Source organism: Roseibium sp., assembly GCF_048260565.1.
Taxonomy (GTDB): Bacteria; Pseudomonadota; Alphaproteobacteria; order Rhizobiales; family Stappiaceae; genus Roseibium.
In genome coordinates, this window is sequence record NZ_JBLXGP010000021.1 from 1 (window position 1) to 13,753 (window position 13,753).

Sequence of the window (13,753 nt, forward strand, 5' to 3'; positions counted from 1 at the left end):
CCGCCGTGATCTTCCAATCGAACATGCGTCTTCACCTCCTCTAGATCGACGAGAACGGAAAGAAAACCGGTCTCTTCTGGAGAAGTTCGGACGTTGAACAGGTGTCCATCCAGGATCAACTGAACGACCTTGAGCGTGGTGCAGTTCGCAACCTTCGCTGCGCGCAAGATTGGCATTAAATTCGGTTCTTTTCCCGTCGCCGGCAGCGCCTTGGCAGTCAGCGCCTCGAGGAACCCATCCAAATCGCGTTTCGCAAAGGCATGGTGACTGAAGGTTTCTGTGCCGCCATAGAGCCAGGGCTTCAGAATGTTCGCTTCGAAGAGAGTTCGCTCAAAGGGGCGAGGTACATTGATGTATGCCCTAACTTGGTTCAGGGACATGCTTTCTTCGATCCGCTCGAGAATAAATTTGGCGTCGTTGGCGCGGAATAGGATACGCTCGTCTGACCGACCAAGCTGATCTTCACCGATCAGGCCGAATGCATGGAGCACCTTCTTCAGTCGCTTTGGGTGAGCTCCGGTTTCAATGTGAGCAGAGTGAACGGAATGGAGTGTGCGCGTCACCGGATGTTGGCCAAAGATCTCATCATCTGGCCCCATCGGCAGCGTGTTGAACGCATGCCCCGTGATGATTGCTCTGAGACTTTCATAGGCAGCATCGGTCGTCTCATGAGCAAGCCACTCATAAAGACGTCCGTAGATCTGCTTTGGCCCCCAGGCCCGACGCGTGTTGGTGAATGTCTGTTGCATTTGATCTAGGTATGCGCGGATTTCATCAGGTCCGTGGATGCAGATATCAAAGCCTGTCTGGCCAGCTTCGTACCATTGGTCTTCAGTTAGGCTGTTAGTCATAACCCGGGCACCATGGAGCTTCGTAGCGCCGATGATTTCACAGGCGCGGGCGGCAGCATAGGCGGGCAGGGACGAAAGCCAGATGTCTGGCCGGTCTCCGGCTAGCCGGCGTTCCAAGTAGATCTCGAGTTGGGAAGGCTCTCGGTGCTTCGCGGTGGCGACTTGCTGGTCGATGTCGTCCACAAAAGGTCGGAGGAGCAGCGAGAAATCATGCTGCCTTTGCGGATGGTCATCGGTCGCAGCAACGGCCAATGGAGTGTTGTGTTTCGAACAAGTGCGAATGGAGGCGATGGTCCACGACCAGCGTCCGTAGGGCCTGACCTTTTCATGGTCGACGTTTCGCTCAAGGTCTTCCTGAATGCAGTGAGGGCAGACTCGAACTGTGGCGCGACATAGTGATGCTCTCGGCAGCGGCTCCCCGTTAAGCTCGAACCTACAATTAGCGGTGCGTTCGAAGGTTGTTCCGGGAAACCCATCTTCGAAGCCGACGAGTTCTGTAAACTTGGTAAGCCCCGTAGGATCTCCATCGCAGAGATTCTGGAATTTCAGCCTCATGTCGAGGCAAAAGGAACGGGCGTCGCGAGACGCCATTGCGGCGACGCGCGAAACGAAACTGGTGATGGTTTCGTCCGCATGACATGTGGGTACGTAGAAGGGATCGAGCTTCATGATCAAGCCCCCCGTACCGCTGTGTGACTCCGTTTTTTCGCCTTCTGCTCTTCCTCGATGTTGTCCTCGGGAAAAAGGGTGTTGCGGACGTCAACGTTCTGCCACTCGACGCCGTCGGCGAAGACATTGTGCTCCGGGCGGCAACCGGTCTTGGCCTCATAGGCCCGCTCGAAATCACCCATGAGGGGGTTCTTCCTCCCTTCTTGAAGGGTCAGGGAAAGGGCTTCCTGCACGACTTCAATAAGGTACCCCAGGCGACCGTCGGTGCCATGGAGGAGACGGCTGGCGAGTTCCAGAATTGGAAGGCCGTCGAGGGACAACTCCGCTTTGTGACTGAAATTGCCGAGAACGTTTCGAATTTCCTTCAGGTCTTCCTTGCGGGCTGTCAGCTGGTCTAGGCGAACAAAGGTGCTGCGGCGGCGCAGTTGGAAATCACTCTCGATGACATGAGCGAGTTTGGGCATGCCCGACAGGATCATCCACATTGGCCAATCAGCGTGCTGCATCACACCCTTAAGGGTGTCGCAGACCTTGAGTGCCTCGGCAGGGTTATTCAGCTGGGTCAGATGCTGCAATTCGTCAAGGTGCAGGAAGCGGATCTTGCGCAGGGCGAGCTGCTCTTTGACCACGCGCCAGACGACGTTTTCCCGAAAGTCGCGGTCAACCGGATAGCCCAGACCAATCAGGATCTCGATGCCGAGCTGTTTGAGATTGCAGGGAGAGGGAGCGCGGACAGAGACGACAAAGATCTTGTCCGATCGGACGGTCATCCCGAGGTTGGCAAAGGCGCGCTCCAGAGAGCGGGACTTCCCTGTTCCAGACTCTCCAACGACGACGACTGCCCTGCCTTCGTTCAGCCGCCCGACGCGGCTGAGGCCCAACTGCGTCGCGACGGTAATGTAGTCGTCGAAGTCGTCAAGCAGTGTGTTTAGGCGGTCGTACAGAGTATCGTCGCAGGGGTGAGGATAGTAGCTGTGCTTCAGCTCGACTTCGAGGGCCGCAGTTTCCGGATTGCGCTTTCGTCGGCGGCGCCGTCCTTCCTGTCGTACCGGCATTTCAGCTGCGGCGGGTTCGTTGTGGTGGGTTTCAGTCTGCATCTCAGTCCTCCAGAACATATTCGAAGTCATCGTCATCATCGTCGTCGCCCAGGAACGGCATGGTATCCCTGACCAGCGACGTGGTGGTCTCACCGGCAGCTTCCGGATCGCCTGCCACTCCGACGTCATCGGGTTCATCGAGCCCTAGGATGTCGCCGTCGAACGCCTCATCGACACGCACACGGTCGTCAGAGAAATGGGCGTCGAGATGGGCGAGGTTGGTGGCGGTGAAGACCGGCGATGCAATGCCCCGGCGGGCGCGCGATTCATCTGCAAGACGACGAAGATCGGCGAGGGCCTTGTTGACGATCGGGGCAGAGCGGGCGGCTTCTTCGCCGTACCTTGCCAGCATGCACTGCCGGTTTTCGACGTGCACTTCCAGCGGAATTCCATGCATCTCTTGAACGGTGCACGGGACCTTGAGCCAGCCCTTAGGCGTTTCGACGGAAATGTATCCGAGATCGTCCGGATCGAAGCGAACTCTCAACTTCTTCCGGAGGCGAAACTCCCGACGAACGCTTTGAAGCTCCGGGGACTGGTACTTGTTGCAGTAGAGCTGGATACCTTCACTGCGGAGGTCGCGTTCAACGGTGATCCCGAAACAGGCACGCATCGCGTCCTCGTTGGGAGAAAGAGGGACACCGACTTTTTTGCGAAGAGACAGCCAGCAATTTCTCGGGGTTTGCCCACCCAGCCCTTCATGAGGGGTATTGTGGTATACGTCGACCACCCACCGGACGAGTGCGCGGCCGAGTTCTTCGATCGTCAGTGAGGCGCGTGCTTCTGCCTCGTAGTCTCCTTTCTCCACGACATTGGTGAAGGTCCTGCCTTCAAAGAGCGAGATGACTCCGGTGTGGAAGCTGCTGAACACACGCTCGATGGAGCCGCGAAGGTAAGGCGCGCCGGCAACGGCGTAGTCGACAGCGATCCCGGCATCGATCGCTGCGGTGCTGAATGCACCGGCGACATAGGCCGGGCCGTTGTCCACGCGGACCATTTGGATGCGACCAGCCATATCCCAGGGGTGGTCGCAACCGGCGACCTTGGCGATATCGCTCTTGTCGGTCATTGCCATCTTCAAAGTCGCGATGGCGAGATCAGTAGTCGCCGTACGAGCCAGCTGCATCGCCAGGATGCACTTGGTTCGAACATCGATGGCCGCCGAGAGCTGCATGCGCCCGACTTCCTCATCCAACCGCTTCTTTGCAGTGATGCCCAACCCTTCCCAGACAGGATTGCCCTGGAGCAGCGTTTGAAGAGAGACCTGCCACTCGTCCATCTCGACGAGCTGCAAGGGCCACTCCGGGTCATGCTTCCCTTGAATGTAAGCGTACTTCTTCTTAGCAAACGACACACCACGCCGGCCGGCATCGACGTGATAGGGTGCCAGCTTGCGAATTTCCGCACGCATTGCCGCTTTGCTCGGCAGCGGCAGGGCTGGCAGCCCTTTTTCGGCACGCACTTCGTTCAAATCGTTGAAATGTTCGACAAATTCGCGATAGACCTTCTCCATGGTCGGCTTCAGAAGGCTGGCATATTCGCAAGCACCATTGCGCAGAAGCGCCCGGACGTCCGGATGAAGGCGATCCGCCCTGTTGCCGCACTTGTGCTTCAAGGGACAGAGCGCCATCACATTGAAGTTGGCGGCTTCGTACTTCTGAAGCCACCGGCGGACGGTGCTGGGACGCGGGATCTTGAAGGTTCCATCTTGAGGAATTCATCGCAGATGAACTGGCGGAAATGAACGAGTTCCGCGACTTCCGGCTTCAGGTCGGAAAGCCTGACGTTGGGACCGATCTTGAGAGCCTGCATGGAGAGGTCAAATGCGCTTCGTTCCTCAGTGAGGAGCCCCTGCGCGATAAGGTCGTTCAGTTCAACGTACGTGAACCTTTCGTGGACGTCCGGGTTGTCGACACGCCGCAGAACGCCTCATCGGAGAGAGCTTCGGTATACGAAACTCCCTTGATGATGATTTCGGAATGGGGGGAGAAGCGGATCCGCGAGGGGGAAGTGGAGGAGATGGTCTGGTTCGTGTTGAGGTCTGACATGTTCAAATTCCTTTCCTTGTTAGGTTGCGTTGCAGATTGATTGGCTGGGGAGCTATTGAGGGAATGCGCGTCACCGGCTCCAGATGATGCGCTTGTGTTGCGTTGGGCAGAGCGCCATGGCCTTGAAGTCACCGGCTTCGTACGTGCGGAGCCACGACCGGACGGTTCTAGATTTCGGGCAATCGAAGACGTCGATCGGCTGCGAAGAACCGGTGCGGATGTGAGAACTGTCCAGTTCTGAAATGTGGCGCAGCCAGTCGGTGTAGATGTGGCTAACCGCGACCTCCATGGAGGCATCGCATCGATAGGCCAGGCCATTGAGTTCCAGGGCAAGAAACTGGTTGCAGAAGTATCTCTGGAACACCACGCGATCAGCAATTTCGTCTTCGAGATGCCAAAGCTGGATTTCGTGATCGTGTTGGAGTGCAAGTTCGATGGAGGAAAACGCTTCTCGGTCCTGGACCAAAAGGTCACGCGCAATCAGATCCTGGAGCTCAGCGTAGGTGAACCTCGCGTAGACGCGAGGCCGATCCACACGTCGCAGCGCGCAGGTCGTTTCGTCCGTTGACGCCACGATGTATTGGAGCCCGTCGATCGAGATCTTCGCCTTGGTGTCGAGCGGGTTCAGAGCATCGGATCCGGTAGCCGCATCTGAGTTTTGGTAGTTGTCGGTGAGTTCGGTGATGTTCAAATTCCTCATCAGTTTAGCGCCTCGAAAATTTCGAGATGAGTGTTGTCGTTGAAGGGGCCTCGGGTGACCGGCTTTGGCTTCTGCTTGTCGCTGAGGTTCAGGACAGTTCAGAAAACCGGGTGCTTCGCTTGCGAGGCACTCCGGTTGCGGCCCTCGTATAATCTGTGGGCTGCAACCGGGCTGACGTTGTTGCCGGTTTTGGAGGCTTGCGAGATCAGGAAACTGATCGAAAAGCGGCAGCGCTTCTCGCCATGTTTGAGAAACAATGCACGATAATGTGCGCCATACCGTCCAGGTCGGCCGGCTCATAGCGCAGAAGCCAACCGCGCACAGTGCACGGTTTGGGGTGCCCAAATCTCGCGATGCTGTTGGGAAAGCCGAACTTGGCGCCTGGAGAATTCTCTGAGTAGTTCTCAACCCACTCGGAGCAAAGTGCCGAGAGTGCGTTCTTCAACATCGCGTCACTACAAGTCGAGTGAGCGTCAATACCCATCTTCCGGAGGCGTCCGCAGATGAATTGACGAATTTGGACCATCTCGACAGCTTGATGCGACATGTACAGCAGGTCGCTGCAATCGACTTCGTCATCGTAGGCTTCCGGCGCATTCGTGCCGCGTGCCTCGAAGAGTATCCTCCAGGCGATAAATGCCTGGAGTTCCGAATTCAAGCGCCTCTCGACATCAAGCGGGTTGTCAACGCGGGCAAGCACGCAGCCGTGTCTGTCCCATGTGACTACCGTGTACTCAACGCCGCAAATGTCGATTTCATCGCGAAGTTGCCGCGCCCTGCGGATCAGCGTTGAGTTCCGAACCTGAACGGGAGAAATCTGGCGATCGGTGCGCACAAGGATCTTGTCCGCATAGGTCGGGTGCTGCTGCCGGATGAGGCGGTGATCAGTCTCAATTCCACTACGGACGAGACGTTTCTCGGGTTTGATGTCGTAAGCGATCGTCTGACCACCACGGAACTGGACGTGGAAGTCGAAGGTGTGAGTTCGGCGATTGCCTTCTTCGTCGAAAAAGATCACCGGCTTTGGCTGTTCTTGAATCAGCACAGCCTTTGGGTGTGCAAGCGCGACCGAGAGAAAGTCGGCCTCCAAGGTGCTTTCGGAACCGGCCCAGCGATCGCAGGTAGTGTTCAGGAGAAATCCGCGGTTCGAAACCGAGGATTTCAGACTGACTTTCCGCGAGGCAAGCGATGCGCCGGCGGGGATGAAGTAATTGGGGTTGTTGTCGGACATGGTGGTTTTCCTTGCTGCTTGGTTCTGGCGTGACTGTTCACGGCAGATATTCGGCAGGCGGAACCACCGGCATCGATGTTGCTTGGACGGGCAAACGAGCGGATACGGTTCAATGCATTCCACATGGCAAAGTTCTCCTGTTCCCGCGCGGTGGCGGGTTCGAAATTCAATCACTTGAGGGGAGAGCTGCTGTGCCGGTTAAAACGACAAAGAAGGGAAACTGTTTCCCGACATTAGCAACGGATACTGTTCGACACGACCGAGAAGGTCACGAAGAGACAGCGGTAGGCAATCCACTGCAACGGATGTCATAGCTTAGACATCGCGCAAGCAGTTGGTTACCCAACTCAAGCGTTGTGTATCGGGAGATCTTGTGCGGCTTCGCGGAGAGCCGAATTGTTCTGCATGAAAGTCATGGTCGGCTTACCTCCTATTTCCTGCCAGTCTGAGCTGGTGGGTGAAGCCGTAGTCGAAACACGCATCGCAACCTATTTGCGACCGGCATTTCGGAGGCAAATCTACTACCAGGGTTTTTCGTATTTGGGGAGCCCAGCGGGAGAGCGAACCGGGGTTAACGATAATAATCCGCATCTAGGTTCTCGCCAATTTTATGATTGTTGAATCCACGGATGGCGAAATCTCTGAATTTTTAGCCAGATGCTCTGCAAGTTGGCGTCGATCGAGCTTCGCTGATTTTTGTAGATCTTTTGCGATCGATAGTAGAGTTGGCTTCTTCAGTTTCAGGATTTCCCGCACGCGGCGCATCTGAGTTTTCAAGACCAGATCGCATTCTCTGGAGAATTTCTCATCGGACCGGACCATTCTTTGAAGGTCGGACTCGGTGACGTCGGCCCTGAAAGCCAATCCGTCAGACAGGCCAGAACAGGCCACAAGCCGGGCTGCAAGCATCGTTGCCCGCTCAAGATCCGAACCGGTCACCAGCCCTGAACCGTCAGACGGCTCATCGAAGAAAAGATCTTCCGCTGCGTGTCCGGCCAAGAGCACAGCGATACGGTTGAGATAGTCGCTGCGAACCTTGAAACCCGAGTTGGAGGAGGGGAAGACGGTTTGTCCCCCGCTTTCAATCCGGATGCCATTCGCCGGCAGGACATAGTCTCGAACGGTGACCTCCGTCGCGATGATGCCCTGGATCACATACGCCGCCACAACGTGTCCGGCTTCGTGAAACACAAACCTCTCCAGAAGTACAGGAGGAACTTTCGTCATTTCACTGTTGAGAGTGTTGAGTACCTGTTGGACGTCCAATTCCCTGCCTGACCGTCTCGCCGTTCTCCGGCAGTCTCTTGCAAGCCGCTCCAACTCCGCCCCTGTCCATCCTTCGGTCAGGCGTCCAATTTCGCTGAGGTCCGGTTCTGGAAGTTCAGACTTCAGGTGCTGACTGAAGATTGCTTTCCTCGCTTCGTGTTCCGGCGGAAGGATTTCGATAACGCGTTCTAGGCGACCGGGCCTTAAGAAGGCGCGGTCGATCGTCTCCAGACGGTTACAGGCGGCAACGACGACGACACCGTCGCGCTTCTCGGATCCATCGATCAGCTCTAACAAGCCGGTGATCAATTGGGTCGCATATTCTGGCGCATGACGCGAAAGCGTCTCACGGTTGCCGACGGCATCGAATTCATCGACGAACAATATTGCCGGCGCGTTTCGCCTGGCTTCGTTGAAGGCCGAGTTTAGGCCTTTCAGCATGTCGCCGAGATGTCCGAGTGCCTGGGACTTCGACAGGGAGCATTCGATGAAACTTGTGCCACAGGATTTAGCAAGGGCTTTTGCGAACACCGTCTTCCCGGTGCCTGCAATGCCAAATAGAAGAACGCCACGATCGACGTAGCGCCATGAAAGCGCACCAGACTTCCAATCCTTGAGATCCCGAGCGAGCTCGAGGCCCCAGGATTTCGCCTCACCATATCCGGACATGTCTTCGAGCGGTAAAACCCCGTCGTCGTCGCTTCCGTTGGAGCTGTTTGATGCTTCCGCTTCAGCCATTGCATCAAGGATGCCGAGGGCTGCCTTGAGTGGCAGGTTTCCACGAAAAGCGATCGACAGGCTGGAGATATTGTGGGCGATGAGATCGTCTGCGATAGGATCGCTCAATTGAAATCCGCGAGAAATTAGGAGGGCGGCTTGGATATGACGCCTTGTCGGACCAACCTCGACGATCGCTTCTACGATATTCCGGAAGGAGCCTGTAATCGGATATTGCGGGGTTCCGACAACAACCAGCCGCTCATTTTCGGTCACTCTCTCCAGAAGTAGAAATCTCTCCAACTTCTCCTTGCGCCTGTACCTGGATTTGCCCCTTTGATCGAAGAAGTATTGAAATTCCGGAGCAGTGCCTCTGCCAGGACCTTCGGGATCGAGGCTCTGAAGTTCAAGCTCAAGGGCCCTCTCATAGAGTGTCGTGTCGTTGTCGTTCGGCAGTTCGACTCCGAGGAGGTAAGCCGAACGATGTTGGAGATCCGGATGTCGCCGGAGCGCGCGGCGAACTGCCATGCGGGCCATCAGTAGGCCCACGTCGCGTCCGGTCCCGGCAATTAAATTTGGGCGTTTCATTCGAGTGCTTTCAGGCAAGGCTGTCGCGTCCGCTCCGAAGGATTTCGGAACGTCGGCGTCGGGTTTTGGGGAATGTGGGAGACTTGAAAGAAGGCAGCAGCGCCATGAACACTGGCGGCCGGTTCCAATCTTTCCGAGTTCGGGGAGCTATGCTGGGAACTATACCAGCTGATCAATGACTTGGTGCTTCAGGGCAGGCTCAGCGCTGATTTCGAGGGGCTTTTACCCTTTCACCCGGTCGGGTTGCCGATGATGGTAACGGACGATGTCGTCAATATGTTCGCCGAGTCTAGACAGTCCCTTGGTTGTTGCCGCCCAGCGAAGATCCTGTGATATCCAAAATAATGGCTCCAAGAATGGCCCTGTTTCTGATGTCGCTATTATGCCCGGAAAGGCCACGAGTGTCTTGCTCCAGTCTTGAAGGAGAGGGCCTGATGTGGCCTCAGGATCCGACAGGTGCGCGCTATTTTCGAAGGCGATTATATCGCGCGCAATCTTGAAAATTGCAGATGTTTCCAGGTGTGGGACGATCAGTCCCGGAGGTGTTGAAGCATGCACGATTTGGCTCGTTGTTTTGAACGTGAGAAAGGGTTCCCGCAGATGAGGGGCCGCGAGTCTGTATTGGTCGATGCTCTAGGATTGAAAGCTTTGAGGGCTTGCAGGTTTGAAGGATCAGTATATCAAGTAAAAAAATTCAATATTTTGATTGGCAGCGTTCATGCGGAGCAAACGTCCACGTGATTACCTATTCGGTAAACGCCCTTCATTTGTATTTGTGGTGACTTCGAATTTATTCGGTCTCGATATAGCGGGTCGTTATTTCTCCGGATGTCTGCGTTGATCGTTTTTTTGTTGTGGATGCATATTCTTTAACAAAAGATGAATGAAGTTTTCGCACGGCAGAGCCTCGAACATTGCGTTCGATCAAGGGGATGCTCCAAAAAACTGAAATGCTCTCAGAGCAGAGTGTTGCCATTTCCGTCGATGTGGTTCGCGGAAACAAAACTGAATCCTTCCGACGGAAGGATTCAATCCTGCGAATTTGGATTATGAAGCGTTTGGGGCGTGTCACGCTGGTGATGGTCTGTTCGCAGATCGCGCGCGCGACTTTGGTGTTTCTGGCAACCAAAATAGTGGGTAGCCACTTTGAAAAAATTTTTTCAGACGGGGCAAAAAAAGCCGTTTGTCAGTCGTCCGTTTTGGCGTTTGGCCGTTTGGAAACGCTTCTCCGGGATATGAAATGGGGAGCCTTCCAGGCCAATGTCACCGACGTGTTCTCACCCTCGGCCGAGTTGTCGGGCAAAATCATCCGACGTCATCCGTTTGAACTGGAGTGCCGTCGTCGTCGAGGCCGACGCCGAGTTTCAGCTCGCGACGTCGGGCAAAGATAGCCACCTCGTTTTCTCCAGGTTGCGTCATATCCTCGGTGAATTTGTCTAGCCACCGCGTCGTTTCGTTGTCGCACTCTGCGGAGGAATTGGTCCGCAGCGCAGAGCGTGCAGGGGAGGGAGTGACTTCGGGCGTCGTCGGGTTCGGCTCATTGGTCATATGACACAAACTCCCTGGTGAAGTTGCGCGGATCCCAATGATCGTAGTTTCTTGTCTGACCCTCTTCAACCGGGAACGACGGTTCTGCAACCAACTGGAGGAGATCAGGGATCTCAACTCAAGGGGCATGGAGAGCGATAGGCAATTCAGACTTCGACAACAAACCAGCACTCAGGACGAGTAACCGCTTTGCGCGTGGATGTCGGCCATTCACTGTGGCACATGCCAAGGTTCGCCAAGCGGACAATCAGGGGAGCAGGCTGAATCATATCGGGTTGGCATCCTGCGGATCATGTCCGTTCGCCTACCAAACACTGCGGGTCATTGCCGTCGCAAATTTCGTAGTGAACTAGCGTCGGAAGGGTTTCATCGTGAATTGCTTCACGCTTCTGCCGCCGTACCTCATCAAGACTTCGTTCAGTCCGGGCTTTTCAAGAAGCACGGTTTGAAGCCGATGCGAGCTCGCGAGAGCCGAGGCATCCGCTGGAGCGATGTCCGAAGCCAGAATGAGGAGTTCCGCGCATCCGGCTTCCGTCGTCGGTGCTCCTGTCTCGAGCAGAAGACGGTCTTCCATCGCGGCGACGAGATCGTCCGAAGCGCGGATCGCCAACCATTGTTCAAGATCGGATCCGCCCAGGTTTTCTTCGAGATCGAGATTGCGGGCTTGCAGGCATGCAATGCGGCGGTCACAGGCTTCGATCAGGTCGTCATGGAGATCTTTCGCAGCGGCAGACATACGAGCGATCCATTCGCGCATGAGGCCGGACTGGACGGCATTCTTGACCGGGCCATTGGCCATGAGTGCGGCGCTGCCGATAACAGGTGCCAGAACGATGGCTCCGGCCGCCCCGATGGTGACAAGCCCAACCCACGCCCCGGCCTTGGTTCCGACCGCGCCCAACAGGCCGCGAGAGGCCCCGTCGATCATCATCCACGCCGGGAGATCCCCAATGGGAATGCGTCCCCGGGCGACTTCGAGGCCGCCACGCAGCAATCCTATGGACAGAGCGAACTCCAGAATATCCAGGTCAGCAAGGTCGGCTGCGTGTCCAAGCGTTTCCGAGAGTATCTCCTCGACGGTGGGGAGGTCGAAACCGGGAAGGGTCGTGACCATGGGAGCCCATGGCTCTCCGCGCGCCCGTGCCGCCTCCACAAGCGACGTATTGGCGATCACGGGAATGTCGGGGTTCTTCTCGAAATGCTCGGACAGGATCGAAAGGCTTTTCCCGCATTTCACCTGTACCTCGGATCCGTCCACCAGCAGATCGAAGCCTTGCTGGTTGCTGGCTTCCGGGAAGGAGACGGAGTGTCCGTCCGCAACGAGAAGGTCGTATACGAGACGCTCGGCGGTGTAGCCGCGCAACGAGATCCCGGCGCCGACGCTGGTGAATTCATGGACGCTCGCCGCGAAATCGAGAGGATCGGCGAGATCCGCCTTGCGGGAGAAGTCGGCGGCCTGAACGACCTTAGGATCCATCGCCACCGAATGCCAGATCATCTCTCCTGCGCTGAGGCCGAAGACAAGAAGGCCGTCGGTGACGTTGGTGCCGGACGGTCGGACGTTCCAGCGCCCCGGAGGTGCTATGGCGGCGCGCGGCATCGGATATCGCATCCACCTGTCCAGTGTGGCCGTGCGCTTGCGGAGCGCGAGAAGGTCCCTTTCCCGCAGCCAGAGAACGTCCCCGTCGTCAAGGCCTACGAGAATGCGCATGTCGGAAAGGAAAGTTTCCAAACCGACATCGCGATTTCCCGCCCCGGAAGCGGACAGGAGAACCGTTAAACGCGCGGCGATCTGACTGCGTACGATTTGCGCGCCCTTTCCCATGCCGAGCCAGGCGATGGCGGACACGCCGACCATGACTGTTAGCGGATTGATCAAGGTGGCCAACAGGGAAACAAGGGCGGGTCCGCCGACCAGAGGGATGAAGGCGCTCGCTTGCGCCGCCAGAATGTAAGGGCCGAACCCGGCGTTGGCGACGACGAGGGCGAATGTGGCCCAGCTGCCGCCGGCCGTCATGGCCGCAATTGCCGCTTCGTGGCCCTTGCGCAAGGCCTTCGCGATTTCGGGGTCCGCGTTTCGAGCAACGGACTCGACCATCTCGGTGTCTGCGAAGAACGCCAGGAGTTCTTCTGCGACGATCTCTGGAAACGGCATCGGAACGGAACGGCTTGCCATCCGCGCGAAGGAGTTCCGAATGTCGGAAGCGGCGCCGCCGAGGCGCGATTTCAGGTCCGTTCCACGGGTCGGTTTCGCGGTCGTGTGAAGGCGCTGCCGAACCGCCGGGCTGAGGCGTTCGGACGTTCGCACCGCCATGGCTGATGCGGATTTGATCGCGTGTTTGACGGAAAGGGAGGGCGACGAGGGAACGTCCAGGCCTTCGGAGATGCGAACCAGAAGACGAAACCTCAACGAGGCGTCCGGGATTCTAGAATTGAAAAGACGGGTCCGCTCCTCTTGCAGGCTCGTTGCAGTCTCCTCTCGACCAAGACCGATGCGGTCGCGAACGGCATCGACGGCGCCGACCGCCAAGGATAACCCGTCGACGGATTCGATCATCGCGATCATTCCGCAGAGTTGCTCTCGGGATAGGGTACCGATCCCCGAGAGGATGTCTGTGGCGCGTATGTCGGGAGCGGCAGGTTGAATTGCTGCGAACACGTCTTCGTTCAGTCTGGGGGCGGAAGCCGGATGGTTCACGATCATGGAAACTACTTCTACCCTCTTAGCTGTCACACCACATAGTCGTGACACGTCACTCAGTGAACAATGTCCACCGGACGATCTCAATTATCAAAATTCGCTAAATGAATGCCTACACTCGGCTGTAGACTGAAACTGATCACACTCCGCATCAGATCCATGAAATACTTTCCGTGTTTAATGCACAGACTTTTAGAATCTGAGAATCTTTGGTAACTTGCTTCATTCGGATTACATGTCATCCGAGCCAAGTCGCGCGCATCTGAGCCAATATTGAGGATCACGCTGCCCAGCGGTATGAATGCCATGCAGTTCGATCCAGCGACTTTCTGGGAAT

9 protein-coding genes are annotated in these 13,753 nt (G+C 56.6%); 2 read left to right on the forward strand and 7 right to left on the reverse strand.

Annotation, left to right across the window (positions count from 1 at the left end; all coding sequences use genetic code 11):
• From ACN0SO_RS26335 to ACN0SO_RS26345, 3 genes are all read right to left on the reverse strand, one after another.
• A partial coding sequence (locus tag ACN0SO_RS26335) for a TniQ family protein (RefSeq protein WP_417682743.1) occupies positions 1-1,520 on the reverse strand: 1,520 nt, incomplete at its 3' end.
• Positions 1,521-1,522: 2 nt separating this feature from the next.
• Positions 1,523-2,617 carry an ATP-binding protein gene (locus tag ACN0SO_RS26340; RefSeq protein ID WP_417682745.1) on the reverse strand — a complete coding sequence of 365 codons (1,095 nt, stop codon included), beginning with the start codon at positions 2,615-2,617 and terminating at the stop codon, positions 1,523-1,525.
• Position 2,618: 1 nt separating this feature from the next.
• Entirely contained in the window at positions 2,619-4,130 is a 1,512-nt protein-coding gene (locus tag ACN0SO_RS26345; RefSeq protein WP_417682747.1) for a Mu transposase C-terminal domain-containing protein, read from the reverse strand.
• Between the two features lie 227 nt (positions 4,131-4,357).
• Between ACN0SO_RS26345 and ACN0SO_RS26350 the strand changes: the two genes are divergently transcribed.
• Complete coding sequence (locus ACN0SO_RS26350) at positions 4,358-4,705, forward strand: hypothetical protein (RefSeq protein ID WP_417682749.1); 348 nt, start codon at positions 4,358-4,360, stop codon at positions 4,703-4,705.
• Positions 4,706-4,735: 30 nt separating this feature from the next.
• Here the strand turns inward: ACN0SO_RS26350 and ACN0SO_RS26355 are convergent, their stop codons facing one another.
• The 3 genes from ACN0SO_RS26355 to ACN0SO_RS26365 form a co-directional block, all read right to left on the reverse strand.
• Complete coding sequence (locus tag ACN0SO_RS26355; protein WP_417682751.1) at positions 4,736-5,356, reverse strand: hypothetical protein; 621 nt, start codon at positions 5,354-5,356, stop codon at positions 4,736-4,738.
• Positions 5,357-5,570: 214 nt separating this feature from the next.
• Positions 5,571-6,596 (reverse strand): hypothetical protein, encoded by a 1,026-nt coding sequence (locus tag ACN0SO_RS26360; protein WP_417682753.1) that lies wholly within the window; start codon positions 6,594-6,596, stop codon positions 5,571-5,573.
• A 591-nt stretch (positions 6,597-7,187) separates the two neighbouring features.
• The gene (locus ACN0SO_RS26365) at positions 7,188-9,167 is read right to left on the reverse strand and encodes an AAA family ATPase (protein WP_417682754.1); all 1,980 of its coding nucleotides are present in this window, start codon (positions 9,165-9,167) and stop codon (positions 7,188-7,190) included.
• A gap of 914 nt (positions 9,168-10,081) precedes the next feature.
• Here ACN0SO_RS26365 and ACN0SO_RS26370 point away from each other — a divergent pair.
• Positions 10,082-10,558 carry a hypothetical protein gene (locus ACN0SO_RS26370; protein WP_417682756.1) on the forward strand — a complete coding sequence of 159 codons (477 nt, stop codon included), beginning with the start codon at positions 10,082-10,084 and terminating at the stop codon, positions 10,556-10,558.
• 506 nt (positions 10,559-11,064) lie between these two features.
• Here the strand turns inward: ACN0SO_RS26370 and ACN0SO_RS26375 are convergent.
• Complete coding sequence (locus tag ACN0SO_RS26375) at positions 11,065-13,419, reverse strand: hypothetical protein (protein ID WP_417682758.1); 2,355 nt, start codon at positions 13,417-13,419, stop codon at positions 11,065-11,067.
• Positions 13,420-13,753: the final 334 nt, after the last annotated feature.

Coding starts and splice junctions, on each gene's coding strand:
- ACN0SO_RS26340 (WP_417682745.1), bottom strand. CDS start 2,617: ATGCAGACTGAAACCCACCACAACGAACCCGCCGCAGCTGAAATGCCG.
- ACN0SO_RS26345 (WP_417682747.1), bottom strand. CDS start 4,130: ATGGAGAAGGTCTATCGCGAATTTGTCGAACATTTCAACGATTTGAAC.
- ACN0SO_RS26350 (WP_417682749.1), top strand. CDS start 4,358: ATGAACGAGTTCCGCGACTTCCGGCTTCAGGTCGGAAAGCCTGACGTT.
- ACN0SO_RS26360 (WP_417682753.1), bottom strand. CDS start 6,596: ATGTCCGACAACAACCCCAATTACTTCATCCCCGCCGGCGCATCGCTT.
- ACN0SO_RS26365 (WP_417682754.1), bottom strand. CDS start 9,167: ATGAAACGCCCAAATTTAATTGCCGGGACCGGACGCGACGTGGGCCTA.
- ACN0SO_RS26375 (WP_417682758.1), bottom strand. CDS start 13,419: ATGATCGTGAACCATCCGGCTTCCGCCCCCAGACTGAACGAAGACGTG.